The 25259-nt window shown below is 69.0% G+C and carries 21 protein-coding genes and 2 tRNA genes; 13 read left to right on the top strand and 10 right to left on the bottom strand.

The window, feature by feature from the left end; translation table 11 throughout:
- The 4 genes from KY572_RS28350 to KY572_RS28335 all read right to left on the bottom strand — a co-directional run bounded on the left by KY572_RS28350 (position 1) and on the right by KY572_RS28335 (position 3965).
- On the bottom strand, positions 1 to 1035 hold the full coding sequence (locus tag KY572_RS28350) for a M23 family metallopeptidase (protein ID WP_224246110.1): 1035 nt from the start codon (positions 1033 to 1035) through the stop codon (positions 1 to 3).
- A 73-nt stretch (positions 1036 to 1108) separates the two neighbouring features.
- Entirely contained in the window at positions 1109 to 2560 is a 1452-nt protein-coding gene (locus KY572_RS28345) for a sigma-54-dependent transcriptional regulator (RefSeq protein WP_224246109.1), read from the bottom strand.
- 22 nt (positions 2561 to 2582) lie between these two features.
- Positions 2583 to 3449 (bottom strand): family 1 encapsulin nanocompartment shell protein, encoded by an 867-nt coding sequence (locus KY572_RS28340; RefSeq protein WP_224246108.1) that lies wholly within the window; start codon positions 3447 to 3449, stop codon positions 2583 to 2585.
- A 27-nt stretch (positions 3450 to 3476) separates the two neighbouring features.
- Complete coding sequence (locus KY572_RS28335) at positions 3477 to 3965, bottom strand: ferritin family protein (protein WP_224246107.1); 489 nt, start codon at positions 3963 to 3965, stop codon at positions 3477 to 3479.
- Positions 3966 to 4128: 163 nt separating this feature from the next.
- Between KY572_RS28335 and murJ the strand changes: the two genes are divergently transcribed.
- The 8 genes from murJ to KY572_RS28295 all read left to right on the top strand — a co-directional run bounded on the left by murJ (position 4129) and on the right by KY572_RS28295 (position 11376).
- Positions 4129 to 5745 (top strand): murein biosynthesis integral membrane protein MurJ, encoded by a 1617-nt coding sequence (gene murJ, locus KY572_RS28330; protein WP_224246213.1) that lies wholly within the window; start codon positions 4129 to 4131, stop codon positions 5743 to 5745.
- Positions 5746 to 5961: 216 nt separating this feature from the next.
- The gene (locus KY572_RS28325; RefSeq protein WP_224246106.1) at positions 5962 to 8028 is read left to right on the top strand and encodes a S1 RNA-binding domain-containing protein; all 2067 of its coding nucleotides are present in this window, start codon (positions 5962 to 5964) and stop codon (positions 8026 to 8028) included.
- Between the two features lie 66 nt (positions 8029 to 8094).
- Positions 8095 to 8168: transfer RNA gene (locus tag KY572_RS28320), tRNA-Met, on the top strand.
- 75 nt (positions 8169 to 8243) lie between these two features.
- Positions 8244 to 8317 (top strand) — tRNA-Met (locus tag KY572_RS28315).
- 190 nt (positions 8318 to 8507) lie between these two features.
- Positions 8508 to 9878 carry a serine/threonine protein kinase gene (locus KY572_RS28310; protein ID WP_224246105.1) on the top strand — a complete coding sequence of 457 codons (1371 nt, stop codon included), beginning with the start codon at positions 8508 to 8510 and terminating at the stop codon, positions 9876 to 9878.
- A gap of 449 nt (positions 9879 to 10327) precedes the next feature.
- Positions 10328 to 10465 (top strand): hypothetical protein, encoded by a 138-nt coding sequence (locus KY572_RS28305; RefSeq protein ID WP_224246104.1) that lies wholly within the window; start codon positions 10328 to 10330, stop codon positions 10463 to 10465.
- 79 nt (positions 10466 to 10544) lie between these two features.
- A complete protein-coding gene (locus KY572_RS28300; protein ID WP_224246103.1) occupies positions 10545 to 10880 on the top strand; it encodes an ArsR/SmtB family transcription factor in 336 nt (111 codons plus the stop codon).
- Positions 10864 to 11376 (top strand): SRPBCC family protein, encoded by a 513-nt coding sequence (locus tag KY572_RS28295; protein WP_224246102.1) that lies wholly within the window; start codon positions 10864 to 10866, stop codon positions 11374 to 11376. Before KY572_RS28300 ends, KY572_RS28295 begins: the two co-directional genes overlap by 17 nt.
- Before the next feature lie 27 nt (positions 11377 to 11403).
- On the opposite strand, the gene KY572_RS28290 is transcribed toward KY572_RS28295, so the two are convergent.
- From KY572_RS28290 to KY572_RS28280, 3 genes are all read right to left on the bottom strand, one after another.
- Positions 11404 to 11550 (bottom strand): hypothetical protein, encoded by a 147-nt coding sequence (locus KY572_RS28290; protein ID WP_224246101.1) that lies wholly within the window; start codon positions 11548 to 11550, stop codon positions 11404 to 11406.
- 38 nt (positions 11551 to 11588) lie between these two features.
- Complete coding sequence (locus KY572_RS28285; protein ID WP_224246100.1) at positions 11589 to 12299, bottom strand: 2OG-Fe(II) oxygenase; 711 nt, start codon at positions 12297 to 12299, stop codon at positions 11589 to 11591.
- Between the two features lie 78 nt (positions 12300 to 12377).
- The gene (locus KY572_RS28280) at positions 12378 to 13025 is read right to left on the bottom strand and encodes a TetR/AcrR family transcriptional regulator (protein ID WP_224246099.1); all 648 of its coding nucleotides are present in this window, start codon (positions 13023 to 13025) and stop codon (positions 12378 to 12380) included.
- Positions 13026 to 13131: 106 nt separating this feature from the next.
- Between KY572_RS28280 and KY572_RS28275 the strand changes: the two genes are divergently transcribed.
- Positions 13132 to 14109: an NAD-dependent epimerase/dehydratase family protein gene (locus tag KY572_RS28275; protein ID WP_224246098.1), complete on the top strand. Its 978-nt coding sequence runs from the start codon at positions 13132 to 13134 to the stop codon at positions 14107 to 14109.
- A gap of 13 nt (positions 14110 to 14122) precedes the next feature.
- On the opposite strand, the gene ppk1 is transcribed toward KY572_RS28275, so the two are convergent.
- Positions 14123 to 16288, bottom strand: coding sequence for a polyphosphate kinase 1 (ppk1, locus tag KY572_RS28270; protein ID WP_224246097.1), 2166 nt, complete (start codon positions 16286 to 16288; stop codon positions 14123 to 14125).
- Between the two features lie 188 nt (positions 16289 to 16476).
- Here ppk1 and KY572_RS28265 point away from each other — a divergent pair, with 188 nt between their 5' ends.
- Both KY572_RS28265 and KY572_RS28260 read left to right on the top strand, forming a co-directional pair.
- The gene (locus KY572_RS28265; protein WP_317987912.1) at positions 16477 to 19728 is read left to right on the top strand and encodes a TonB-dependent receptor; all 3252 of its coding nucleotides are present in this window, start codon (positions 16477 to 16479) and stop codon (positions 19726 to 19728) included.
- Between the two features lie 24 nt (positions 19729 to 19752).
- Positions 19753 to 20511, top strand: a complete 759-nt coding sequence (locus tag KY572_RS28260) for a hypothetical protein (protein WP_224246096.1) — start codon at positions 19753 to 19755, stop codon at positions 20509 to 20511.
- 78 nt (positions 20512 to 20589) lie between these two features.
- Here KY572_RS28260 and KY572_RS28255 read toward each other — a convergent pair whose 3' ends face one another.
- Complete coding sequence (locus tag KY572_RS28255; protein WP_224246095.1) at positions 20590 to 21591, bottom strand: hypothetical protein; 1002 nt, start codon at positions 21589 to 21591, stop codon at positions 20590 to 20592.
- 168 nt (positions 21592 to 21759) lie between these two features.
- On the opposite strand from KY572_RS28255, the gene KY572_RS28250 reads away from it, so the two are divergent.
- Together KY572_RS28250 and KY572_RS28245 are read left to right on the top strand one after the other, a co-directional pair.
- The gene (locus KY572_RS28250) at positions 21760 to 22434 is read left to right on the top strand and encodes a response regulator transcription factor (RefSeq protein WP_224246094.1); all 675 of its coding nucleotides are present in this window, start codon (positions 21760 to 21762) and stop codon (positions 22432 to 22434) included.
- Entirely contained in the window at positions 22431 to 23993 is a 1563-nt protein-coding gene (locus KY572_RS28245; protein WP_224246093.1) for a sensor histidine kinase, read from the top strand. Before KY572_RS28250 ends, KY572_RS28245 begins: the two co-directional genes overlap by 4 nt.
- A 116-nt stretch (positions 23994 to 24109) precedes the next feature.
- On the opposite strand, the gene KY572_RS28240 is transcribed toward KY572_RS28245, so the two are convergent.
- Positions 24110 to 25144, bottom strand: coding sequence for a DNA topoisomerase IB (locus KY572_RS28240; RefSeq protein ID WP_224246092.1), 1035 nt, complete (start codon positions 25142 to 25144; stop codon positions 24110 to 24112).
- Between the last annotated feature and the right edge of the window lie 115 nt (positions 25145 to 25259).

Here is a 25259-nt window from a genome sequence, read left to right as displayed (position 1 = left end):
TCAGTTGCCAGCCACGGGCGGGCTCAGCAGCGAGTCCATCCGCCGGATCTCGGCATCGAGGGCCGAGCGCCGGTCCGCGTCCAGGGTGCGCCGGTAGGTCCGGTGGCTCTCGAACGGATCGATCACCCGGTCATCCTGCGTCATGAGCTGATAGTGCAGGTGCGGGGCGTAGGAGCGGCCGCTGTTGCCGCTCTCGGCGATGACCTGGCCCAGGGAGAAGCGCGCGCCGGCCTTGAGGCTCTTCGGCAGCTCCGAGAGGTGGAGGAAGAGCGCACGCCGCCGCTTGCCGCCGAGTTCCTCCAACTCGATGCAGTTGCCGTTGCTGCTGAAGTTCCAGTTCTTGCGCTTCACCACTCCCGTGAAGGGAGCCTTCACCGGCGTGCCCACCGGCGCCTTGAAGTCCACGCCCTTGTGGCCTCGGCCGTCGCGCAGCAGGGACGTCACCTGCTCGTAGTCGTCCAGCGGCGAGTGCTCCAGGCGCTCCTCCATCTCCTGGCCGTCCGGCTGGTAGAAGCGGGCGGTGGCGTCCACCACGAAGCGGTAGGCGCGGTGCGTCTGGCCCGTCTTGCCGCTCACGAAGCGCACGGCGTGCACGAGCGGCTCCTCGCCCTCGCGCGGCTGGTAGAGCACGTCCAGGGTGTCCCCACGGAGGATCTCGTTGGGCACCCGCACCCACCACACGAGGCTGCGCGTCACCACCTGCGCCAGCGCGGGTCCCACCGTGGGCCCTGAGGCCTGGACGAGCGCCGTCTCCAGCGGACCGTCGATCTTCACCGAGGCGCGCTGCAGGCCGGCCGCGACGAGCGGATCCACCGGCGCCGGAGGAGGCGTGGGCGCCGCGGCGGTCGTCGTGCCCGCGTCCTGCGGGGAGACGGCGACGGCGGCAGGGGGCTGCTGGAGCGGCAGCGCGCCCTTGTTCTGCTTCCACCACCACACGCCTCCAGCCGCCCCGCCCAGAATCAGCGAGAAGACGACGACGGAGCCGAAGCGGCTGCGCTTCGGGGGTTCACCGAGTGTGGGAAGAGACGGCCGCATGCTGGCTCCCTGTGTCGAGCGGTACGCCGGGCCGAAACCCCCGTCTTCGCGGGGATATTTCGGCGACTGCCGTTCATTCGTCCGGACCTTCGTCCTTGCCTGGCCCCTCGTCCTTGCCCTCGTCCTTGCCCTCGGGGGCGGTGTCGCGCAGGCCGAACTCCTTCATCTTCGTCTGGAGGCTCTTGCGGCTGATCTGCAGCAGCTTGGCCGCTCGCGTCACGTTGCCGCCGGTCTCCTCGAGGGCCTTGGTGATGAGGTCCTTCTCGAGCTCGGCCGCCTTCATGCGGATGATGTCCTTGAGCCCTGCCTCACCCGTGGGCGCCTCCACCCCCGAGGAGCTGGCGGGCGAGCCTGGATGCGGGGCACCCGCGCCCTGCCGCACCGGCTCCGGTAGATCCCTGGCGGTGATGAGCGGCCCGTCCGCGAAGAGCAGCACGCGCTCGATGAGGTTCTCCAGCTCGCGGATGTTGCCGGGCCAGTTGTAGGCCTGCAGCAGCGCCATCGCGTCGTCGCCGATGTCCTCGATCTTCTTGTTGAGGCGGCGGTTGTACTTGTCCACGAAGTGCCGCGCGAGCATGGGGATGTCGCTGCGGCGCTCGCGCAGGGCGGGCAGCCCGATGGGGACCACCGCCAGCCGGTAGTAGAGATCCTTGCGGAAGCGCCCGGCCTCGATCTCCGCCTGGAGATCGCGGTTGGTGGCGGCGATGAGGCGCACGTCCACCCGCGTCGTCTTGATGCCGCCCACGCGCTCGAACTCGCCCTCCTGGAGCGCGCGCAGCAGCTTCACCTGCATCTCCACGGGGATCTCGCCGATCTCGTCCAGGAAGAGCGTGCCGCCGTCGGCCAGCTCGAACCGGCCGGGCTTGGAGGTGACGGCGCCGGTGAAGGCGCCGCGCTCGTAGCCGAACAGCTCGGACTCGATGAGGTTGTGCGGGATGGCCGCGCAGTTGATCTTGATGAAGGGCTTGTCCCGGCGGCTGGAGGCGCCGTGCAGGGCGGTGGCGATGAGCTCCTTGCCCGTGCCGCTCTCGCCCGTAATCAGCACCGTGGAGGGCGTGTCCGCCACCTTGTCGATGATCTTGTAGACGTCCTGGATCTGCGCGGACTCGCCGATGATGGCCGCGCGCGCCTTGATGTCCGGGCGCACCGAGCGCCGGTTGCTCTCGTGGGCCTTGGAGGCCTTGGCGATGACGGCCGACAGCTCCGCCTGATCGAAGGGCTTGGTGATGTAGTCGAAGGCGCCGGCCTTGATGGCCTCCACGGCGGAGTCCACCGTGCCGTGGGCGGTGATGATGATGACGGGCACGTCCGGGTTGGCGCCCTTGATGGTGGACAGCACCTCCATGCCGCCCACCTTGGGCATCACCAGATCGGTGACGACGATGTCCGCGCCGTTCTTCTGGAACTCGGCGAGGCCCTGCTCGCCGTCCATGGCGACGGTGACGTCATAGCCCTCTCGCCGCAGCATGGCGGCGAGCACCTTGCGCAGGTTCGCCTCGTCGTCGAGGACCAGGACCTTGACCATGGGCGCGTGCTGCTTCCCGGGCCTACTTGCGCTGCGGAGGAGGGGTGGCGCCCTCGAGCGTGCAGATGGAGTCCGGGTGCTTGATGCGCAGGATGAGCGCCTCGAGCACGCGGAACGGGTGGTTCATCCGCGAGGCGCCCAGGTAGGCGGTGACCATGTCCATGGCCACGGCCAGGTCCATGTTCTCGCGGCCGGTGGACACCACCACGCCCGAGTCCCCGCGCAGCCGGTTGGACTGGAACACGCCGTCCGAGGCGAGCTGGCGGATGGTCTCGATCTCCAGCACGCCCGTCTTCTCGAAGATGCGGTGCAGGATCGAGTACAGGCGCGGCGAGAGCACCACGGCGTAGGGGCCGTAGTGGCCGTGCTCGTTGAGCTTGCGGGTGGCCTCGACGATGGCCATGTAGCCGGCGCCCGGGTTCGTCCAGTCCCCGAGCGGCACGGTGAGCCGGCCGGTGGCCGTCATCAGCCCCTCGTGGCCGAGCTTGGGATCGCCGTAGAAGATGAGCTCGTCTTCCTGCTGTGCGCAGAGGGCGGCGGCGCCGGCCGCGGCCGACACGTCCAGCGGCATGTTGTGGATGCGGGCCGCCTCGATGTCGCGCCAGTGCAGCAGGAAGTCCTTGTAGATGATGGGGATCGTCTTGAACTTGCGCTGATCCGTGAAGACGGTGGCCGTCTCCTGCTCGCCGACGATGTCCACCGCGCCCGCGGAGACGCCCTGGTACTCGTCGTGGGGCACCGTCTGCACGCCCGCGCCCAGCGGACCATAGATGTCCAGGATGCGGCGGCCCACCAGGGAGCGGCGCGCCACCTGGATCACGGTCTCATTGAGGCGGGACCACTCCTCTTCACGGAGCGGGTTCTCTGCATGTCCAAGGAAGTCAGGCATCGGCAAGCTCCTCTAGAGGAGAAATCGTCAGCGACCGCCACCCCGGCCACCGCCCCCGCCGCCGGGACGCCTGAGCGAACCCACGGTGAGCGGGTAGGCGTTCTCGGAGGGAGGAGCGGTCAGACCGTAGATGACGCGCTGAGGGGGGAGGTGGGAGATGGGCTCGACAGGACGGCCCGCGGTGTTCCCGCCGCCAGCAGGCGTGGGCGCGGGGGGAGGAGAGGTGGCAGCCGAGGGAGCGGTGGCCGCGCCGATGGCCTTCTGGAAGTGGCCCGGCTCGATGGGATTGGCGAAGTGGGCGTTCTGCGCGCTGTCCAGCATGCGCAGCATCTGGGTGGCCTCGGAGACGTGCTCCTTCTCCTCGGCGGCCAGGTGCAGGAAGAAGGCGCGGACCTCGGGGTGCGAGGAGGCCTGGGCGAACGCCTCGTACTCGTTGATGGTCTCCAGCTCGCGCGCCAGCACACGCCGGATGCGCGCCACGTCATTCAACAGATCGCTGTCCGCGGGACCCGCCATCGGGCCGGACCATTGCGGCCTGCAGGGGGCACCGTCAAGGAAAACAGTGGCAGGCTGTCTTCTTGCTTCATGGCGGTGAACGTCCCGCGTAGATTGCCGCGCGCTCTTGACCACTTCCGTTCCGACCGCCCAGAAGCCCGAGCAGGGCAGTGGCCGGGGTGCGCTGTTCGTCGCCGCCGGCATCCTCGCCTCGCGCCTGATGGGCCTGGTGCGCGAGCGCGTCTTCGCCCACTACCTGGGAAACGCGGAGGCGGCGGCCGTCTTCCGAGCGGCGCTGCGCATCCCCAACTTCCTGCAGAACCTCTTCGGCGAGGGGGTGCTCTCCGGCTCCTTCATCCCGGTGTACGCCCAGCTCCTGGGAGAGAAGAAGCAGGAGGAGGCGGACCGGCTGGCGGGGGCCATCTTCGGGCTGCTCGCGGTGGCCGTCAGCGCGGTGGTGGCGGTGGGCATGCTCGCCACGCCCCTGTTCGTGGACCTCATCGCCCCGGGCTTCGAGGGCGAGTCCCGCGCGCTGGCCATCCAGCTGGTGCGCATCATCTTCCCCGGCACGGGGCTGCTGGTGATGTCGGCGTGGTGCCTGGGCATCCTCAACAGCCATCGCCGCTTCCTGCTGTCCTACCTGGCGCCGGTGGCGTGGAACCTCGTCCTCATCGCCACGCTGGTGGCCATGGGCGGGCGCAGCGGCGAGCAGCGGCTGGTGGAGTGGCTCTCCCATGCGGTGGTGCTGGGCAGCTTCCTCCAGTTCGCCGTGCAGGTGCCGTCCGTGCTGCGGCTGCTGGGGCGGTTCCGGCCCGCGCTCTCCGTGGCGAGCGCCTCGGTGCGCCGGGTGCTGCGCAGCTTCGTCTCGGTGGTGATTGGCCGGGGCGTGGTGCAGATCAGCGCCTATGTGGACACGGCCGTGGCGTCGCTGCTGTCCGAGCGGACCCTGTCCTCCCTCTTCTACGCGCAGACGATCTACCTCATCCCCGTGAGCCTGTTCGGCATGGCGGTGTCCGCCGCCGAGCTGCCGGAGATGTCTCGCACCACCGGCGGCGCGGCCCCCGAGGAGGTGAGCGCGAAGCTGCGCGAGCGCCTGGACGCCGCCTCTCGCCGGGTGGCCTTCTTCGTCGTGCCCTCGGCCGCCGCGTTCCTCTTCATTGGTGACGTGGTGGGCGCCACGCTCCTGCAGACGGGTCGCTTCACCGCCGCGGACTCGCGCTTCGTCTGGTACCTGTTGATGGGCGCGGCGGTGGGCCTGGTGTCCTCCACGGTGGGCCGGCTCTACTCCTCCGCCTTCTACGCGCTGAAGGATCCCAACACGCCCCTGCGCTTCGCTGTCCTCCGAGTGGCCGTGAGCGCGGGCCTCACCTGGGCCCTGGGCCTGTACCTGCCTGGCCTGCTGGGGCTGCCTCGGCACCTGGGTGGCTTCTTCATTACGGGCGTCTCGGGCGCGGTCGCCTGGCTGGAGGCGTGGCTGCTGCGCCGGAGCCTGGCTGGGCGCATAGGGGGCCATGTAGGTCCACCTCCTGGGCTGCTGCCGAAGCTGTGGGCCTGTGCCGCCGGGGCCGGGCTCGTGGCGCTGGGCGTCAAGCTGCTGCTGGCGCGGTTGCTGGGGCCCATGGCGGGGGTGGCGGAGGAGTGGGGTGGGGGCGTGCTCGTACCTCCCGCGCTGCACCCGGTCATCACGGCCGCTGGCGTCATTCTTCCCTTTGGAATCGTCTATTTCGCTCTCACGGCGGCCCTGGGCATGCCCCAGGCCCTCGCGGTGTTCCGTCGGTTCCGGAGGCTCGTGAAGCGGTAGTCCCGGAGGGCAGGCGGGGAGCCGGACGGCTGGATTCTTTACGCTTCATAAGGATGGAGCGGCAGGCCTCCGGCGTTGGGCAACGGATGCGGTGCATGCGAATCGCTTCAAGCGACTTCCGTCCGAGCGTGGAGCCCGTGTAGAGTGCGCCGCCTTTTTCAGCAGCCCCGTTTGGCCTGAAACCTGGCCAGGATTTCCTTCAGGAAGGTCTCGGCAGTGAGCGACGAGAAGAGCGGTTCTGGAGCAGGTGGGTTTGGCCCCAAGAAGCCAAAGGCCACCTTCGGTGACGTGATGCTCGGTATCCCCTCGGGCCGCGGTGGCGAGCGCGAGGGCCGTGGCGGCGATCGCGGCGGCGACCGGGGAGGAGACCGGGGCGGCCGTGGTGGGCCGGACCGCCGTGGCGGCGGTGAGCGCGAGGCGCGTCCCAAGCCCGAGGGAGAGAATGGCGGCGCGTCCGCTGGCGCTCCTCGCGAGGATCGGCGTCCCCGTGGCGGTGGCGGTGGCGATCGCGGTCCGCGCGGTGGTGGCGGCGGCGGCGAGCGCAAGGGCGGGGGTGAGCGCAAGCCCCAGGGCCCGATGGTCGTCGTGAAGCGCGCCTCGGGCGTCATCGAGACGCGAGGCCCGGTGGGCGAGCAGCCCGCCGCGGCGACCGAGTCGGCTCCGGCGGGTGAGGCTCCAGCCGCCGAGGCCACGGCCGCTCCGACGCCCGCGCCGACGCCTGCTCCCACGCCGCGCCCGGCTCCCGCGCCTGCTCCGAGCAGCGCCCTCTATGAGGAGGTGCCCGAGAGCGAGTCCTTCGCGCAGATGTTCGAGGCGCAGGTGAAGGAGGGCGGCGTCCCTGCCCGGCGCAGCGTGCGCATCGGCGAGAAGGTGACGGGCAAGATCTTCCAGCTCGGCGCGGACACCGCGTTCGTGTCGCTCGATGGCGTCAAGAGCGAGGCGATGATCGAGCTGCGCGAGCTCAAGGACGACGAGGGCATCCTGCGCTACGGCGTGGGCGACACGCTCGAGGCGCACGTCATCGAGGCGGGCGCTCGCGGCATCCAGCTGAGCCGGGCGCTGACCAAGGGCAGCGCGAACATGGCCATGCTGGCCGAGGCGCGCGCCTCGGGCATGCCTGTCGAGGGCATGGTGCTGGGGGTGAACAAGGGCGGCGTCGAGGTGGCCATCGGCGATGTGCGCGCCTTCTGCCCCATCAGCCAGCTGGACATCCGCTTCGTGGAGAAGCCGGATCAGTTCATCGGCGAGAAGCTCACCTTCCGCGTCACCGAGGTGCGCGAGCGCAACGTGGTGCTGTCGCGGCGCGCGCTGCTCGAGGAGGAGCAGAAGAAGCTGGCGGAGCAGACGCGCAAGGGCCTGTCCGAGGGCAAGGTCGTCAAGGGCAAGGTCACCGGCGTGCGTGACTTCGGCGTCTTCGTGGACCTGGGCGGCGTGGAGGGGATGATCCCCGTCTCCGAGCTGTCCCACGTGCGCGTGGGCCACCCCAGCGAGGTGGTGAAGGTGGGCGACGAGGTGGAGGTGGAGATCCTCCGTCTCGAGGCGGCCCAGCCGAACTCGCCGGACAAGGCCAAGCAGAAGGAGCGCATCACGCTGTCCATGCGCTCGCGCCAGGAGGATCCGTTCAAGGCGGCGCTGGCCACCCTCAAGGAGGGCGACCGGCTGCAGGGCAAGGTCGTCCGGCTGCAGGCGTTCGGCGCCTTCGTGGAGCTGCGGCCGGGCGTGGATGGCCTGGTGCACATCTCCGCGCTGTCCGATCGCCGTATCGCGCACCCGCGTGACGTGGTGAAGGAGGGCGAGACGATCTGGGTGGTGATCGAGAAGATCGATCCGAACGAGAAGCGGATCGGCCTGCGGAAGATCACCGAGGAGGAGGCGCAGCGTCCTCCCGAGGAGCGTCCGGCCCCCGAAGCGAAGGCTGCCAAGCCGGCCGAGCCCGCGGCCCCGCGCCCGAAGGTGGGCCAAGTGGTGGTGGGCAAGGTGGATCGCATCGAGCCCTACGGCGTGTTCCTGCAGTTCCCGGGCGGCAAGGGCCTCATCCCGGCGGCGGAGACGGGCACGGATCGCGGCACGGATCTGCGCAAGCACTACTCGCTGGGCCAGGAGCTGAAGGTGGCCATCCTGGACATCGACGCGTCGGGGAAGATCCGGCTGTCGATCACTGCGGCCGAGCGGGCGGAGGAGCGCGCGGAGCTGGACGCGTGGCAGAAGAGCCAGAAGCCCACCGGCGGTGGCGGCAAGGGATTCGGCACGCTCGCGGACCTGTTGAAGAACAAGAAGGTCTGAGGGGTGGGCTCCGGAAAAAGGTGTTGACGCACTGGGGGGAGGGCGGTACTTAGCCCTCGCCTTTGTCGCGGGGTGGAGCAGCCTGGTAGCTCGTCGGGCTCATAACCCGAAGGTCGCAGGTTCAAATCCTGCCCCCGCAACTGGAAGCACCGGAGCCCCTTCCGGGAATGACCGGAAGGGGCTCCGTCGTTCTACTGAGAGTCGCAGCACAGTGTCGCGGGGTGGAGCAGCCTGGTAGCTCGTCGGGCTCATAACCCGAAGGTCGCAGGTTCAAATCCTGCCCCCGCAACTCCGCAGTCCTGAGGCCCCGGTTTCCAGCTCGCTGGAGACCGGGGTTTTCAGTTTCAGGGGCTTCTCCTCGGGGAATCACCTTGGGATCGAGGCTGTGGTCCCTCCCGTCCCAGTGCTCGTGGGCCGCATCTGGTGCCTGACCCACCTTGCGAGGTAGGGTCATGAGCTGCCGACCTGGGAGGGCAGCCATGACTCTTCGCGACACGCGTCCGCATCCCGAGATGGTCCCCGGAGTGGGGATAGGCCCGTGGGTGGTGCGAGAGCGGCATGACAGGGGTTCCTTCGGGCTCATCTTTCGAGTGGAGCGAGCCGGCCACCCCGAAGCCGGCAGCTTCGCGCTGAAGCTGGCCCTGCATCCCGACGACCCGCGCTTCGTGCGCGAGGTGGATCTGTTGCAGCGCGTGGTGCATCCCTCGGTGCCTCGCTTCGAGGATCGGGGCTGGTGGACGGGGGAGGAGGGGTTGCTGTTCCCCTATGTCGTCATGGAGTGGGTGGAGGGAGTGCTCCTGTACGACTGGGCGCGTGAGCGACCGCGCACGTCGGCAGAGGTGCTGCAACTCCTGGCGCAACTGGCGGAGGCCCTGGCTGTGGCGCACGCCGCCGACGGCCTGCACCGCGACGTGAAGGGAAACAACGTGCTCGTCACGGTCGAGGGACGCGCCGTCCTGCTCGATTGGGGTTGCGGCACCTATGCCGGAGCGAAGGAACTGACGGACTCGGTCTTGCCTCCGGGCACCAGCAGCTACCGCACGCCCGAGGCCCACCGCTGGGTCTGGGCGCACCGGAAGACAGGGGAGCCCTACGAGGCCGGCCCTCCGGATGACATCTACGCGCTGGGAGTGGCGGCCTACCGGATGTGCACCCGCATGTATCCGCCAGTCCCTGAGGAGGTTTCTGGTCCGCAGCGGCGGGTGCTTCCGCCTGGCGACCTGGCCACGGTGAGCAAGGGCCTCGAGCGGCTTGTTCTGTCAGCGCTCTCCGAAGAGCGGCACTCGCGCCCACCAGCACAGGCTCTGGCCGTCGGCTTCTTGGAAGCGGCCGGCGACAAGGACGCCTCCAAGCCCATTGTCCCAACGACTTCCGCAGCCAAGACGGAGCGCGCATCCAAGCCGGGCCCGCCGCCGGAGTTCGTTATTCCGTGGTGGCTCTCGGCCAGCGTGGCGGCGATGGTGGGAGGGCTCGTGGTGTTCGCGGCATTCAAGCTGACGTCCCCGCCTCAGCCGGATCCCTCGTACTTCGTAGTGGAACAGCAGCGGCAATCGCCCTCTCCAGAGATCCCTGATGCCGGCGTGGCGGATGAGGTGCTGTCGAGCGCGCATGATGTGGGCCGAGTGGTGATGCCCTCCTATGTGCTCGGAGCGAAAATGCCCAACACGCCATTACCGGGTCAGCGCAAGCCGCCTTGCGAGCCGCGCCTGCAGCGCGTCATCAACGGTGGATGCTGGGTACCTATCGGGACCGCGAAGCCACCATGCGGACCCACCGCTGTGGACTACGAGGGCGGCTGTTACATGCCTGTCTACGATGCTCCCCGCCAGCCCACCTCGGGAGAGCCATGAGCCGGCGTATCCTGATAGGCCTCCGACGCCTTGCATGGCAGGGGAGGTCGCCGCTCGCGGACGGTCTTGATCGAGAGTGCCATGACAGAGGCTCCTTCGGGCTCATCCTCGTCGTCCCGTGGTGGCTCTCGGCCAGTGCGACGGCGGTGGTGGGAGGGCTCGTGGTATTCGCGGCATTCAAGCTGACGTCCCCGCCTCAGCCGGATCCCTCGTACTAACTGGTCTTCTTGTCATACCAGTTCGGTACCGGTTCGCTCACAGGGTGCCTCCTTGGCCGGGCAGTTGTCTTGGCTCAGGCGCCTCCCTCCAGGATGCATGCTCTTCTTCGGAATGACTCAGGCCACCGCGTAGGCCAGGACCTTTCCCGGGTTTCGGTCCTCGGGAAGCAGTCCCTTCGAGAAGAACTCCCCTCGGTGGTGTCGGGCCGGTTCAAGGAGGTCCCCAGAACCATGCTTGTCACCGTGGCTTCCGCTCGCGTCTTCAGATGGATCGTGATCAGCGTGACGCTCCGCTCCATCCCGCTCCGCCAGGGCAAGCACGACCTCATCGCGGGCGGCTCGCGCGTGGTTCGCATCCGGGTGGGGTAGGGGCGCGCGCTCGCTCGGCTGTCCCCCCATTTTAGAATATGCCTTGACAGGCATATGCCTGAATGGGCATATGTGCATCATGGTCGAGACGTTCGCGGCTCTTGCCGAGCCCAATAGATTCCGAATCGTCGAGCTGCTGCGCTCCGGGCCTTGCCCCGTGAACGAGATCGGCGAGCGGCTGCAGCTCAACCAGCCGCAGGTCTCGAAGCACCTACGCGTTTTGAAGGAGGCGGGGCTCGTCGAGGTGCAGCCGCGCGCCCAGCAGCGGCTCTACGAGCTGCGCGCGGAGCCTCTCCGCCAACTTCATGAATGGCTCGAGCGCTATCACCAGCTCTGGGATGCGCGCTTCGGGGAACTGGACGAGCTCATTGAAGAGCTCAAGGACAAGGAGAAGGACGATGATCGCAAGCGTTAGCAGTGAGACCGCCGCCCCGAGAAACCTCACCACGATGGAGCTCAAGGCCGAGCGCGAGATCATCATCTCGCGCACGTTCAACGGGCCGGCACGCATCGTGTTCGACGCCTGGACGCGACCCGAGCTGGTGAAGCGGTGGTGGGCGCCCAAGTCCCATTGCGTCGAAGTCGTCGGGTGCGAGGCCGACGTCCGGGTGGGCGGCAAGTATCGCTACACCCTGCGGCGCGACACGGGCGACCAGTTCTCGTTCTATGGCGAGTACTCCGAGCTCACTCCGCACTCGCGCCTGGTGTACACGCAGATCTTCGAGCCGTTCCCGGACTCGCCGGTGGTCGTCACTGTCACGCTCACCGAGCGCAATGGCAAGACGCACCTGGTCTCGCACGAGCTGTATCCGTCGAAGGAGGCTCGCGAGGGGGCTCTTGCCTCGGGCATGGAGCACGGCATGCGCGAGACGATGGACCAGCTCGACGAGCTCGTCGCGTCGCTTCGCTGAGGACGCCTGCCGTGGGGCGCTTGTTGCTCACGCCCCCGGGCGGAAGCGCATGGCGCTCCAGACGGGATCGAGCGCGACCTGGCGCACGCCCTGGATGCCTTCCTTCAGCAGGTGCTTCCAGAGCACATCCCGATTGAGATCCGTCCCGAGCTGTCCCGCCTTCGGGTACGCCACCCAGGCGATGCGGTCCGCCTTGGCGGCCTAGAGCGCATCTACTGTGTTGCCGATTCGCGATCTCGATGCGCGTCCAGGTAGGCGGCGAAGCCTGCCTTGGACTGGATCCGGAACGCTGGGATGCGCGCCAGCGCCTCCGGGCCAAACGCGTACTGCTCGCAGACGAGGCTCGCCCGGAGCGCTCCCTCCGGGCCGCCCGTGAAGGGCTGGACCTCGTGCTGGAGGTCACCGCGGAACTGCACCAGGAGCCCGCGGCGGGGATGGACCTTGCCCACCGACTGGTCCTCCCTCAGCAGGTGCAGCGCTCCGCCCTGGGCCCCCGTCGGCACCTCCAGGTAGAGCACGCTGACGTGCTCGGGGACCGCGCCTGGAACGCCGCTCGGATCCTGGAGCGTGGCGTCGATGTGGCGCCCCACGCTCTTGCCGGCCTCGAGCAGCAGCAGGTTCAGATAGAAGGCGTTCGGCCGGAGGCGATCCTTGCGCGCGCCGAACAGTCGCTCGCGCCACGGCAGCAGTCCGCGCGTCGTCGCCGGATTCTGCACCAGCGAGAGGTAGGCGCTCAGGAAGGGGAAGCGCTCCAGCAGCGTGGCCTGGCCCGCCTCCGTGAAGATGAAGGCGAAGCCCTTGCTGGCCTGGAACGTCCCCATGAGCGGGCTGCGTGCCACGAAGCGTGACGCCAGCAGGGCCTCCCGGAGGGACTCCAGCCGGGGGCCCGTCAGCGCGTCGCGGTGGGTGACGTACTCGCTCACGGACCCGAGCGTAGCGGGTTCGGAGGAGAGGAGGGGCGCCTACGCGCGGGAACAGGTGCCTGCTCGCCGCCTCGCCCGTCAGGAGCCAGGCGTCCGGGCGGCTCGAGCGTCAGAACCCGGCAGGAGCATCCCGGTGAGCAGGCTCTGGAGCATGCTCGCGGAGAGCACCTCGGCCGGCGTCTGAAGGAAGTCCGAGCACGTGAGCTCGAGGCTCACCACCCCGTGCAGCCCCGCCCAGAGCACTTCCGCCAGCCGCTGCGGGTCCGCGCCGGGTGCCAGCCGGCCCTGGGTGTGGAGCTCCTGAAAGGCTCCGATCAGCAGGTGGAACGACCGCTCGCCTCCCTCCTTGGGAGTACCTCGCAGCACGGCGCTGGTGATCTTCGGATCCTCCAGGAAGATGAAGGAGTAGGTCTCCGGATGGCTCACGCCGAACCGCACGTAGCGCTCGGCCGCCACGCGCAGCCGCTCCAGCGGATCCGCCACCGAGGCCGCGGGCTCCAGGAAGCTCCACAGCTCCTGGAAGCCTCCCGCGCACAGCTCCTGGGCGATCTCATCCCGGTTCTGGAAGTGCAGGTACAGCGTCGCCGGCGCGTACTCCACCGCGTCCGCCAGCTTGCGCATCGACAGCCCGCGGAATCCCTCCCGCACCACGATGTCCCGCGCCGCTGCCAGGATCTGCTCGCGTAACTGCGCTTTCTGCCTCTGCTTTCGCTCGGCGCTGCCCATGGGCTGAACTCTAAGGCTTGACGAACAGAACGGCCAACATTAAATGAACGGCGTTCAGTGAACGGTGTTCACTCTTCTCTTGGGTGTTCGAAAGAAGGAGCAGGTCATGGGCAAGGTCGCACTGGTTGGAGCAGCGGGAGCTATCGGGAGGAGTGTGGCAGCGGCGCTGCGGGCAGCCGGCCAACCCTACCGGGTGGTGGGGCGCTCGAGAGGCTCGCTGCAGGCCGAGTTCGGCGCCGATCCCCTGGCGGAGATCGTCACGTGGAACCCGGACGAGCCCGCCTCCGTGCGTGCGGCGGCGCAGGGTGTGGACACGCTCGTCTACCTGGTCGGCGTGCCCTACTGGGAGTTCAAGCTCCACCCGGTGATCATGCGCCAGACGATCGAGGGGGCAGTGGCGGCGGGAGTCTCCCGCCTGGTGCAGATCGGCACGGTGTATCCCTTCGGGCGTCCCCAGACCGAGAAGGTCACCGAGGCGCACCCGCGCGAGCCCCACACCTTCAAGGGGCAGATGCGCAAGCAGCAGGAGGATCTGGTGCTCGAGGCCCACGGGCGCGGCGGGCTCCAGACCACCATCCTGCGGCTGCCGGACTTCTACGGGCCGGGAGTCGAGCGCAGCCTGCTTCACGGCGCCTTCAAGGCCGCCGTGGAGGGCACCCGCGCCAACCTCATCGGGCCGATCGATACCCCGCATGAGTTCGTCTTCGTCCCCGACGTGGGGCCTGTCGTCACCGCGCTCATGCAGGAGCCGCGCGCCTACGGCCGGACGTGGAACCTGGCTGGGGCGGGCGTCATCACGCAGCGAGCGCTCGTGGAGCGCATCTTCGCGGAGGTGGGGCGCCCTCCGAAGCTCCGCGTCGCCGGCCCGCTGCTGGTGCGGGCCCTGGGGCTGTTCAACCCGCTCATGCGCGAGCTCGTCGAGATGCACTACCTGCAGACCACGCCGGTGCTGATGGACGACTCGGCGCTGCGCGGGCTGCTGGGAGAGGTGCGCAAGACGCCCTACGAGGAGGGCATCCGCCAGACGCTCGCGGCGATGCGGCCCGCCGCTCAGCCCGTGGCCGCGCGGGTGGCGAGCACCTGAAGCGCGTCGCTCGTCAAGGCATCGGGCGGCCCGTGGCGGCCTGTGCCAGCCGCACCGCGCGTTCCATCAGCTCGCCCTGAGCCCAGCGCTTCTCTCCGTCCTGCTGCTTGCGGCGGCGCCAGGTGCCGTCCGCCGCGAGCTCCCAGGCGTGGGTGTTGTCCGCGAAGCACCGCTCGAGCACGTCGCGCACCTGGGCCAGCAGCTGCGCGTCCTCCACGGGCGCCAGCGCCTCCACGCGGTGGTCCAGGTTGCGCGGCATCAGGTCCGCCGAGCCGATGAAGCAGCGCGCCTCGCCGCCGCGCTCGAACAGATAGATGCGTGGGTGCTCCAGGAAGCGTCCCAGGAGCGACACCACCCGGATGTTCTCCGACACCCCGGGCACCCCGGGACGCAGGCAGCAGATCCCTCGCACATTGAGGTCCACCTTCACGCCCGCGCGCGAGGCGTCGTACAGCGCCCGGATCATCACCGGATCCACCAGCGCGTTCATCTTCATCTGGATGCGCGCGGGCTTGTCCTTCGAGTGCGCGGCCACCGTGCGGCGGACCTCCGCGAGCAGCCCCTCGCGCAGGTTGATGGGCGCCACCAGCAGCTTGCGGAAGGTCTGCGGGCGCGCGAACCCCGTCAGGTAGTTGAACAGGTCCGCCACGTCCGCGCCCAGCTCCGGGTCCGTGGTGAACAGCCCCATGTCCGTGTAGAGCCGCGCCGTCTTCGGGTTGTAGTTGCCCGTGCCGATGTGCACGTAGTGGCGGATCTTCTCTCCCTCGCGGCGGACGATCAGGATCGCCTTGGCGTGCGTCTTCAGCCCGGGGATGCCGTAGACCACGTGCACGCCCGCCTCCTCCAGCGCCAGCGCCCACTGGATGTTGGTGCGCTCGTCGAAGCGGGCCTTGAGCTCCACCATGCACACCGCCTGCTTGCCGCCCTCCGTGGCGCGGATCAGCGCCGGCACCAGCGGTGACTTGTCCGACGTGCGGTACACCGTCTGCTTGATGGCCAGGACGTCCGGATCCTCCACCGCCTCCGTCACGAAGCGCTCCACCGAGGTGGTGAAGGACTCGTAGGGGTGGTGCACCAGCAGATCGCCCCGGCGCATCGCCGCCATCACCGTCGTGCCGCCCTCCGCGTCCGGGTCCGGGCGCAGCCGGGGCTGGGTGACGGGCGTCCACGGCGGATCCCTCAGCTCGGAGAAGCCCGGCGTGGACACCACCGCGTGCAGATCCGCCAGCGCCAGCAGCCCCTGCTCCTCGTACACCTGCCGAGGCTCCAGCCCGAGCGCCTCCACCAGCGGCTCGCACAGCTTCCGGTTCATCCCCGCCTGAAGCTCCAGGCGGATGACGTCCCCGAAGCGGCGCTGGCGCAGCTCGTCCTGCACCGCCACCAGCAGATCCTCGGCGTCCTCGGACACCGTGAAGTCCGCGTCCCGCGTCACCCGGAACAGCCCGTAGTCCAGCACCTCCATGCCGGGAAACAGCGTGCCCAGGTGGCAGGCGATGATGTCCTCGAGCGGCACGAACGCCGTCCCGCCTCCGCTCTTGAGCGGCACGAAGCGCGGCAGCAGCTCCTTGGGCACCTTCACCCGCGCCACGTTCTCCACCTCCGCCACCGGATCCCTCAGCAGCACCGCCAGGCTCACCGAGAGGTTGGAGATGTACGGGAAGTGCCGTCCCAGCCCGATCGCCAGGGGCGTCAGCACCGGGAAGATCTGCTCGCGGAAGCGCTGGTCCATCTGCGCCCGCGCCTCCGTGTCCAGCTCCTTCATGGAGAGGATGCGCAGGCCCTTCTCCGCCAGCGCCGGACGCAGCACCCGCTCGAAGCAGTCGCTGTGACGCCGCCCCTGGGCCCGGATGCCCTCGTGCAGCTTGTCGAGCGTCTCTCCCGGCGTGGCCCCATCCGGCACCAGCCGGGAGACGCCCGCGCGGTGCTGCTCGTGCAGTCGGGCCACCCGGATCATGAAGAACTCATCCAGGTTGCGCGCGTAGATGGCGCAGAACTTCACGCGCTCCATCAGCGGCACCGAGCTGCCCTCGGCCAGCTGCAGCACCCGATCGTTGAAGGCCAGCCAGGACAGCTCCCGGTTGAAGAACAGCGCCCGGTCCGGCACGTCCACCCCCTCGGGGATGACGTCTCGCTCGATGGTCTTCTGGCTGCCTCGGCCGTTGGAGGCGCGCTTGGCCATGCCCGGGCTCCTCGGAGGGGTGGTGGAGCCCTGGATGTACCAGCAGAGCCTCACCAGGGGTGTGGCTCTTTCGCTCCGGCGTTGCCGCAGCGCATCCCAACTTCCCTTTTTCCACCGGTCCTCAGATGGGATTTGGGCTTCCGTCCGCTTTGAGACAAAGTGCGCCCGCCATTTCCGGAGGGGTCGACTTGTCGAAACGTGCGTATCTGGCTCGGGGCCTGTGTCTCGTCGCCATGCTGCTGGGGTCCGGGGCGCTCGCCCAGGGCAACTCGGTCATCATCGGCACCGTCGTCAGCGCGGAGTCCAAGCAGCCGATCGCGGACGCCGTCATCACGGCCACCGCACCCCAGCTCCAGGGCGAGCGGGTCGTCGTCACGGATGCCGCGGGCGCCTACCGCATCTCGCAGCTGCCGCCGGGGCAGTACACGCTCCGCGTGGAGGCCGCGGAGTTCAAGCCCTTCGCGCGCTCGGAGGTCGCGCTGCGCATCGACCGCACCATCCGCGTCAACGTCGAGCTGCTCCCGGAGAACCTCAGTGAGGTGATCGAGATCTCCAGCCAGCCGTTCACCGTGGACGTCGGCTCCAGCGCGGTGGGCATCAGCGTGGACGAGGAGTTCCTGCGCAACGTGGCCGTCATCCGCCCGGGCAGCAAGGGCTCGGCGTCGCGCTCCTTCGAGTCGCTGGCCGAGCTGGCCCCCGGCGCCGTCTCGGACCGCTACGGCGTGAGCGTCAGCGGCAGCAGCTCGCCGGAGAGCCAGTACGTCGTGGACGGCCTGTCCGTGAACGATCCCAGCGTGGGCACGGTGGGCACGCCGCTGTCCGTGGAGTTCGTCCAGGAGGTCAACGTCATCACCAGCGGCTACATGCCCGAGTATGGCCGCTCCACCGGTGGCATCCTCAACGTCGTCACCAAGTCCGGCTCCAACGAGTTCCACGGCTCCGTCTTCGCCAACGTGGCCCCGGGCTTCATGCAGGAGTCGGGCACGGCGATCCTCCAGGCGGGCTCCGTCATCAGCGCCCAGGGCAAGCCGTGGAACCTGGGAGACTTCGGCTTCGATCTCGGCGGCCCCATCCTCAAGGACAAGTTCTGGTTCTACGTGGGCGTGGCGCCGTCCTTCAACCGCATCCAGGTGGAGCGCCAGCTCAGCACGCTGGACATCTGCACCGCGGTGGATGTGCCCAACGGCTGCAACTCCGTGGGCGCCGCGCGGGTGGATCCCGCGACGAAGTACGTGCTGGCCACGCCCATCGAGGGCACCCAGACCCAGCGCTTCGCGGACGAGCGGAGCCTGCAGTACACGGCCAAGCTGACCTACGCCTTCAACCCGGACCACAACCTCTCGGTCTCCGTGTTCGGCACGCCGCGCTCGTCGGGCGGGCGGGGCAAGTACTCCTTCAGCGACGACGGCGACCCCGAGGTGTGCGCCGGCCTGTCCTGCACCGGCTTCGTGCAGGGCTCCTATGACTCCATCGCCACCCTGCGCAGCAACGACGCGATGGACCTGGTGGCCAAGCAGTCCTCCTCGTTCTTCGGCAAGAAGCTGCTCGTCGACGCCACGGTGGGCTGGCACCACCAGGAGGACACGATCCTCCCGTCGGATGACTCGGGGCTGAACTCGGGCGAGGGCCTGTCGAGCATGCCGCGCATCAACTACCGGCGCACCCGCAGTCCGGCCACGAGGCTGGGCGACGTGGGGCGGGACTTCCACAGCATCACCGAGTTCGAGGAGATTCCCGATCCGTCGGTGTGTGACTCGCCGGTGGAGCTGCTGCCCACCGACACCACGACGGACCGCCGCGCGACGCGCTGCCCGGTGAGCGCGTACTCGACGGGAGGCCCCGGCACCATCAGCATCCAGAAGCTGGATCGCATCCAGGGCAAGGTGCTGGGCACCTACCTCTTCCAGTGGCGGGGCCACCACGTGGTGAAGGCCGGCCTCGATCTGGAGCGGCTGAGCTTCTACAACAACCGCGCGCGCACCGGCCTGACGCCCTGGACGGAGTGCACCAACGGCACGTGCTGGTTCAGCTCCACCCAGTACGGCTACCTGGACGCGCCGGACCAGCCCGTCTTCCTGGAGACGAAGGAGGGCACCTCCAAGTCCATGACGGTGGGTGGCTTCATCCAGGACAGCTGGACGGTGCTCGACAAGTTCACCGCCAACGTCGGTGTCCGCTACGACGCGCAGACCGTGTGGGGGCTGGACGGGAAGGTGGGGCTCTATCTGCCCAACCAGTGGTCCCCGCGCCTGGGCGTCATCTACGATCCCACCCAGCAGGGCCGCTCCAAGCTCTTCGTCAACTTCGCGCGCTTCTACGAGAGCATGACGCTGGACATGGCGGACCTCTCGTTCCCGCAGCAGCAGCTCATGTCGGCCACCTATGACGCGCCGGCGTGCAACCCGGCCGATCCGGTGTCCCTGCGGACGGCCTGCGCCAGCAACGAGTACCGCCAGGCCATCGGCAACGACGAGAGCCCCAACCAGTTCTGGAACGTGGAGGGCGGCGATCGCGTGCCCGTGGACCCCGACATCAAGCCCCAGTCCATGGACGAGATCGTCGTCGGCGGTGAGTACGAGCTGCTCCTGGGCCGCCTGGGCCTGACGTACACCCGGCGCACGCTCAACGACGTCATCGAGGACATGAGCCGGGATGACGGCAGCACCTTCTTCATCGGCAACCCCGGCAAGGGGTACTCGACGGACTTCCCGCGGGCCGTGCGCAAGTACGACGGGGTGTCGCTCTACTACCAGAAGAACTTCTCCAACCAGTGGCTCGCCCAGGCCAGCTACACCTGGTCGCGGCTGCAGGGGAACTACTCGGGCCTGTTCCGCGCGGACACCGGCCAGCTGTCGCCCAACCTGACGCGCGACTTCGATCTGCTCTCGCTGACGACCAACCGGTACGGCCTGCTGCCCGGCGACCGCACGCACAACGTCAAGGCCTACGGGGCGCGCGAGATCGCCTTCGGCAACGCCACGAGCCTCAACCTCGGCGCCAGCTACCGTGGCCGCTCCGGGACGGTGATCAACGTGCTGGGAGCGCACCCGCGTCGCAGCGGCGCGGAGACGTTCATCCTGCCGCGCGGCACCGCCGGGCGCCTGCCGTGGGTGCACGACATCGACACGCACGTGGGCTTCAACCAGAAGCTCGCGCGGGACATGGTGCTGAGCCTCTCGCTGGATGTCTTCAACGTCTTCAACTTCCAGCAGTACACGGCGGTGGACCAGAGCTTCACCTTCACCCGCGTGTACGCCCTGGAGAACGGGGAGAAGCTGGCGGACGTGGAGGCCTGCCGGGTGGAGGGCGGCAACTGCAGGGTGATCGCGACCGCCAACGACAAGCCCATCACCCCGAATGAGGTCAACCCCAACTTCAAGCGGCCGATCGCCTACCAGTCGCCGCGGTCCATCCGCCTCGGCGCGAAGATCAGCTTCTAGCCTGCTGCCCGGAGAACACCTGCCATGAAGCGTGAACTGATGGGACTGAGCGTGGGCGCGGTGGCCATGGCCACCGTGCTGAGCGCGTGCAACACCCAGGATCCGGAGCGGCAGTGCTCGGTGGCTCGGGCCGTGTCGGACGGCTCCACCGGCTCGTTCGCCGCCACCTATACGTTGAAGGAAGGGACGGCGAACCCCGACCGGCCGTGCACGCTGTTGACGGCGGAGCCGGTGGGCCTGCAGAAGTACTTCAGCCAGGATCCCGCCGCGCCGGACACCGTGGCGATCCGCACGACCCGGCTGGGAGGGCTGGCGGAGGACTACGCCCCCGAGGACAACCTCGAGGCGCTGGGCAAGCCGTACTCGGTGGGGGCGCTGGCGTCCGAGTCCCCGGGCGAGGACAACTTCTGCGACGTGCCGGAGCTGTCGGCCTCGAGCCTCGATGTGCCCGAGGCCGACAGTCAGCCGGCCCAGAGCTTCCGCTACGAGTGGTCCAACCTGCGCATCTACAACACGCCGGCGATCCCCGGGACGCAGTTCGTCGCGGACCTGCGCTACACGGAGAACGGCTGCAGCGCGGAGTACCGCGTGAAGGGCATCTGGCCCGTGGTGAGATGCGCCAGTGGCGGCAAGCCCAACGAGGCGGCGTGCGATCCGTACCCGGACTTCAGCGTGGGCCGGCTGCGCGGCTCGGGCATCAACCCAATCTTCCCGGTGAAGTGCGATCCCGTCGCACTCATCTGCGTGCTGACGGGTGAAGTGCCTTCCGAAGAGAAGCCCTGAGCCGGGACAGCGAAGCCGGACGTGGTAACCCCTACGCCACGTCCGGCTCCTCCCGGCCCGGTTCAGCGGTTCAGCGAATCAGCGCCCTCCGCCCATCCTGCCGCCCGGCCCTCCGCGACCGCCGGCATCCTGGTCACCGCGGCCGCACGGGCCACCGGGACCGCCGTGCGAGGGCAGGGTGATGGCCTCACCATCGAGCGTGGCCTGGCCGCACTCGGGGCCGAACACGAGCACGCTCGCGCCTCCGTCGATGATGCGCGCGATCTTGCCGGAGATGGGCCAGTCGCACGTCTCTCGGGGCACCCGCACCACGTCCGTCAGCGTCACCGTCGAGTGACTGCCATCGGCCTGGATCATCGTCAGCGTGCCGTTGCTCGTGTGCGTGCGCGCGTCCTCGGACTGGCTGAAGGAGGACTCCAGCGTCCCGGTGAGGCGTACGCTGTCGACGGTGTTCCCGGAGGCGTCCACCCGCGTCCGGGTGGTGTCGAAGGTGCTCGACTGGCTCAGGGGGCCGGAGGCCTGGGTGTGGGAGTTGCTGGACGTCACGGTGCCGGAGATCGTGGTGAGCTCACCGTCCTCCTGGGTGTGCTGGATGTTGAAGGAGGCCTCCTGCTGGACGTCGAGCCGCGTGCTCTCGCTGCAGGCCGCCTGCGCGGTGGTGGTGCTCACCACGTCCACCTTTCCAGTGGAGGTGACGGGGGAGCGGGTGGCTCCTCCGCCGCTCGAGAGGGGGCTTCCGTCTCGGGCGGGCGGGGGGCCTCGGCGACCCTCGCGCTTGAAGCCCTGGAGCTGGCAGCCGCTCCAGTCCAGGTGGATCTCCGAGGGGTACTCCTTGCCGCAGACTTCCACCTGGGTGTTCGTGGGCGTCGTGTCGCACTGGAGGCCCTCGTGAGTCCACCGGCGGAGGTCCACGGGCCGGGTGTTCACCATGGCCAGCTGTAGCTGGACGGGCACCTCGGTGGACTGAGCCTCGGTGATGGCGGCCGCGGCGGTAACCGTGGCGTTCTCGGTGACGTCTTCCTGCGCACAACCGGTCGCGAGCAGTGCGGCCGTGGCAACGATGTGTACCTTGAACTTCATGACACGCTCCTGGTGAGGAACAGGTACTTCCGGGAAGCGCCACCGGCCCCTCGGCGTCCCATGTTCAAGGTAGTGGCTGGATCTTAAGAACCTCTTACGAAGATGGCGGTACGGTTCCATCCATCCCTCGCGGCGCCATCGCGGCCAGTGGATGGGAGGAGGTGTGGCATGGGGGAGCGAATCCTGTTGGTGGAGGACGACCCGCAGCTGGGCGCTCAGATCGTGGAGCACCTGCGCGGCGCGGGCTTCGAGCCCCTGTGGTGGAAGGAGGGCCGGAGCCTCATGGCGGGTGAGTTGCCGGACGTGAGCCTCGTGGTGCTCGATCTGATGCTGCCGGGGACGTACGGCCTGGACATGCTCAAGGCCATCCGAGGCTTCTCCGAGGTGCCTGTCCTCATCCTCAGCGCGCGCAATGACACGCTGGACAAGGTGCGCTCGCTGAAGCTCGGGGCGGATGACTACATGACCAAGCCCTTCTGGCCGGAGGAGTTCGTCGAGCGCGTGCGTGCGCGCCTTCGCCGGCCCTCGCTCCAGAAGGAGGAGGCCGTCGTGGAGGTGGGCCCGCTGCGGCTCGACTTCCAGGCCCGGGAGGTGCGGGTGCAGGGCCGGGTGGTGGAGCTGACGCGGGTGGAGTTCGAGCTGCTGGCGGCGCTGGCCCGGCGGCCTCGCGAGGCGGTGACGCGGCAGTGGCTGGTCGAGCACGTGCTGGATCCGGAGCGGGAGGGGACGGAGCGCACGCTGGACGTCCATGTGTCGCGGCTGCGGCGCAAGCTCAGCCCCGTGCAGTGCGTGGAGACGGTGTGGGGGGTGGGGTATCGGCTCGTGCCTGGGGATGGCTCGTGAAGCTGCGGCTGCGCCTGGCGCTCACGGCGGTGGCGGTGACGGTGCCGCTCATCGCCGGGCTGGGCTTCGTGCAGAGATCGCTGCGGAGCCGCACCCAGGTGGAGGTGCTCGAGGCGTCCACGCTCGCGCAGATGCAGGCGGGGGAGCGGGAGCGCTGCGAGGCTTCCCCCGAGTCCTGGATGGTGAGAGAAGGACGCCCTCCGGGACGGCCGCCTCCCAGGGATGACCGTGGTGAGCCTCCGCCTGGCGACCCCTTCGGCCTGTTCGGGCCGTCGGGTCCTCCTCATGGGGGCAGGGAGCGAGGGCCGCCTCCCATGGAGCCTCCGCACGGGCCTCCTCCGGATCGGGACCGGAGGCCTCCGGGGAGAGGCCCCGGGTCCGTCCAGCTCTTCCCCTATGACAGCCAGCTCGTCTCGCGGAACGCGCAGGCTCCCAGGCTGGACGAGGAGACGCGGGCGGCTGCGCGCTCGGGACAGGCGACGATCACCCGCCAGTCGCGAGCGGACGGGATGATCGTTCAGGAGGTGCTGTTGCGGATGCCCTGGGAGGGCGGGCCCTGCGCGTACATCCTCGCGCGGCGCATGGAGCCCTCGGGGGCTTCGTTCGGGTTCCTGCCGTCGCTGGAGCTCTGGGGACTGCCCACGCTCATCGTCCTCGTGGCGGTAGTGCTGGCCTTGGGGCCCGTGGTGGGGCGCATCCGCCGGCTCACGGAGGAGGTGAGGACCTCCGCGGGCAGTGGGTACCAGCAGCCCATCTCCGTCCGGGGCAGTGACGAGATCGGTGAGCTGGCGCGCGCGTTCCAGGAGGCGCGGACGGAGATCCAGAGCCAGATGGCGCAGCAGGAGGCTCGGGAGCAGGCGCTGCGTGACTTCCTGGCCAACACCACGCACGACGTGATGACGCCCCTCACGGTGCTGCAAGGGCACCTGTCGGCGATGGAGCAGCGGGCGGGGAGGGGAGAGCCGCTGGAGTCAGCGCTGGTGGCCTCGGCGATGAGCGAGGCGCACTACATGGCCTCGCTGGTGCACAACCTGTCCGCGGCGGCCCGGCTCGAGGCGGGGGCGCCGGAGGCCCAGCAGGCGCCGGTGGATCTCAACGCGCTGATCGCCCGGGTGGTGGGGCGGCACCAGCCCATTGCCCGGCAGCAGCAGATCTCGCTGGAGAGCGGGGTGCCCGCCGCGTCCACGTGGGTGCGCGGGGACGTCACGCTGATCGAGCAGGCGGTGAGCAACGTGGTCTTCAATGGAATCCGGTACGGCCGCGAGGGCGGCCATGTGGCGGTGGTGCTGGAGACCACGCGCCAGGGGCGGTTCCACCTGCGCGTCATCGACGATGGGCCGGGCATTCCCGAGGAGGAGCGCTCGCGGTTGCTGGAGCGTCGGTTCCGAGGCAACGCGGCACGGACTCGTGCTCCGCAGGGACAGGGGCTGGGATTGCACATCACCCACAATGTCGCGCAGCTGCATGGCTGGACGCTGACGCTGGCGCCCTCCGAGTACGGCGGGCTCGAAGTGGCCTTCTCGGGCGAGGTGCTCGCGGAGTCTCCCACGACAGCCTGACACACTCGCAAAAGGGAACGGCCCAGCCAGGGAGGTGCCCTGTGGGCGGACCGGTTGCGAACTGGTATGACAAGCAGACCAGTTCGGACAAACTGCGCCCGACAGGAGGCGTGGGCTCACACCACGGTGCCGTCCTTGATCATGTCCAGCAGGGCCTTCTCCGAGCAGTGCAGGTGGGGGCCCTCGTGCTTCGCCAGTTCCTCCACGGACTCGAAGTAGCGGCCCACCACCTTGCCCTGCTCGAACATCGCCAGCACCGAGGGGTAGATGTACGAGGACTTCGCCACCGCCGGCGTGTTGCCCAGGTGCTCGGCGGCCTCTCGCACCGCGGCCACCATCGTCTTCTTCGCCGCCTTCACTCCGCCCTCGGCCGCCGCCTTCTTCACCCGCTCCCGCGCCCTTGCCAGCGCGCACGCGCAGATCAGCGTCCCCGCCCACGTCCGGAAGTCCTTGGCGCTGTACTCCACGCCCATCACTTCCTGGATGTACTCGTTGATGTGGCGCCGACGCACGTCCACGATGAAGCCGTCATCCAGCACGAACTTGAAGACGTCCCGTCCCGGCACCTTCAGCAACTGCCGGATGATCGTCGCCACCCGCCGATCCCTCAGCTCGCGGTGCTGCTGCTGGCCGCTCTTGCCCGGGAAGTCGAAGTACACCGTGTCGCCCACCACCTTCACGTGCCGGGCTCGCAGCGTGGCCAGCCCGAAGCTCCCGTTCTCTTCCGCGTACACCTGGCTGCCCGGTCGGATGAAGCACGTGCCCAGGATTCGCAGCATGCAGGCCAGCACCTTGTCTCGCCCCAGGCCCTGCTTTCGCAGATCCGCGCTCACCCTCCGCCTCATCCGGGGCAGCGCCCTCGCGAAGCCCACGATGCGCCGGTACTTCTCCTCCTGCTGCCGCCGCGTGAAGGTCTCGTGGTAGCGGTACTGCCACCGCCCCGCGCCGTCCTTGCCGATCGCCTGAAGCTTCGACTTCGCGGAGGGTGAAATCGCCACGTCCGTCCAGGCCGGGGGGAGCTTCAGCGCCTGGATGCGCTCGCACTCCGCTCGAGGGACCGGGCGCCCGTCGGCTCGCACGTACCGGAATCCCCGCTTCGGACTGCCCAGCCGTCGGATTCCCTCTCGCTGGAGGCGCTCGATCAAGGTCATGGCCCACTTGGGATGCGCAGCCTGCTTCCTTGCCGCAAATCCGCTACAGGCCGGTGGCACGTAGAGCAGGCAGTCAAGTGGGGGGGAGGGCTTCCCTGTCAGCCCCCCGGCTGGT

The sequence above is a fragment of the Hyalangium gracile genome, from assembly GCF_020103725.1.
GTDB lineage: Bacteria > Myxococcota > Myxococcia > Myxococcales > Myxococcaceae > Hyalangium > Hyalangium gracile.
Note: the sequence above shows the minus strand (reverse complement) of the source record. Positions and strands in the feature narration are given on the sequence as shown.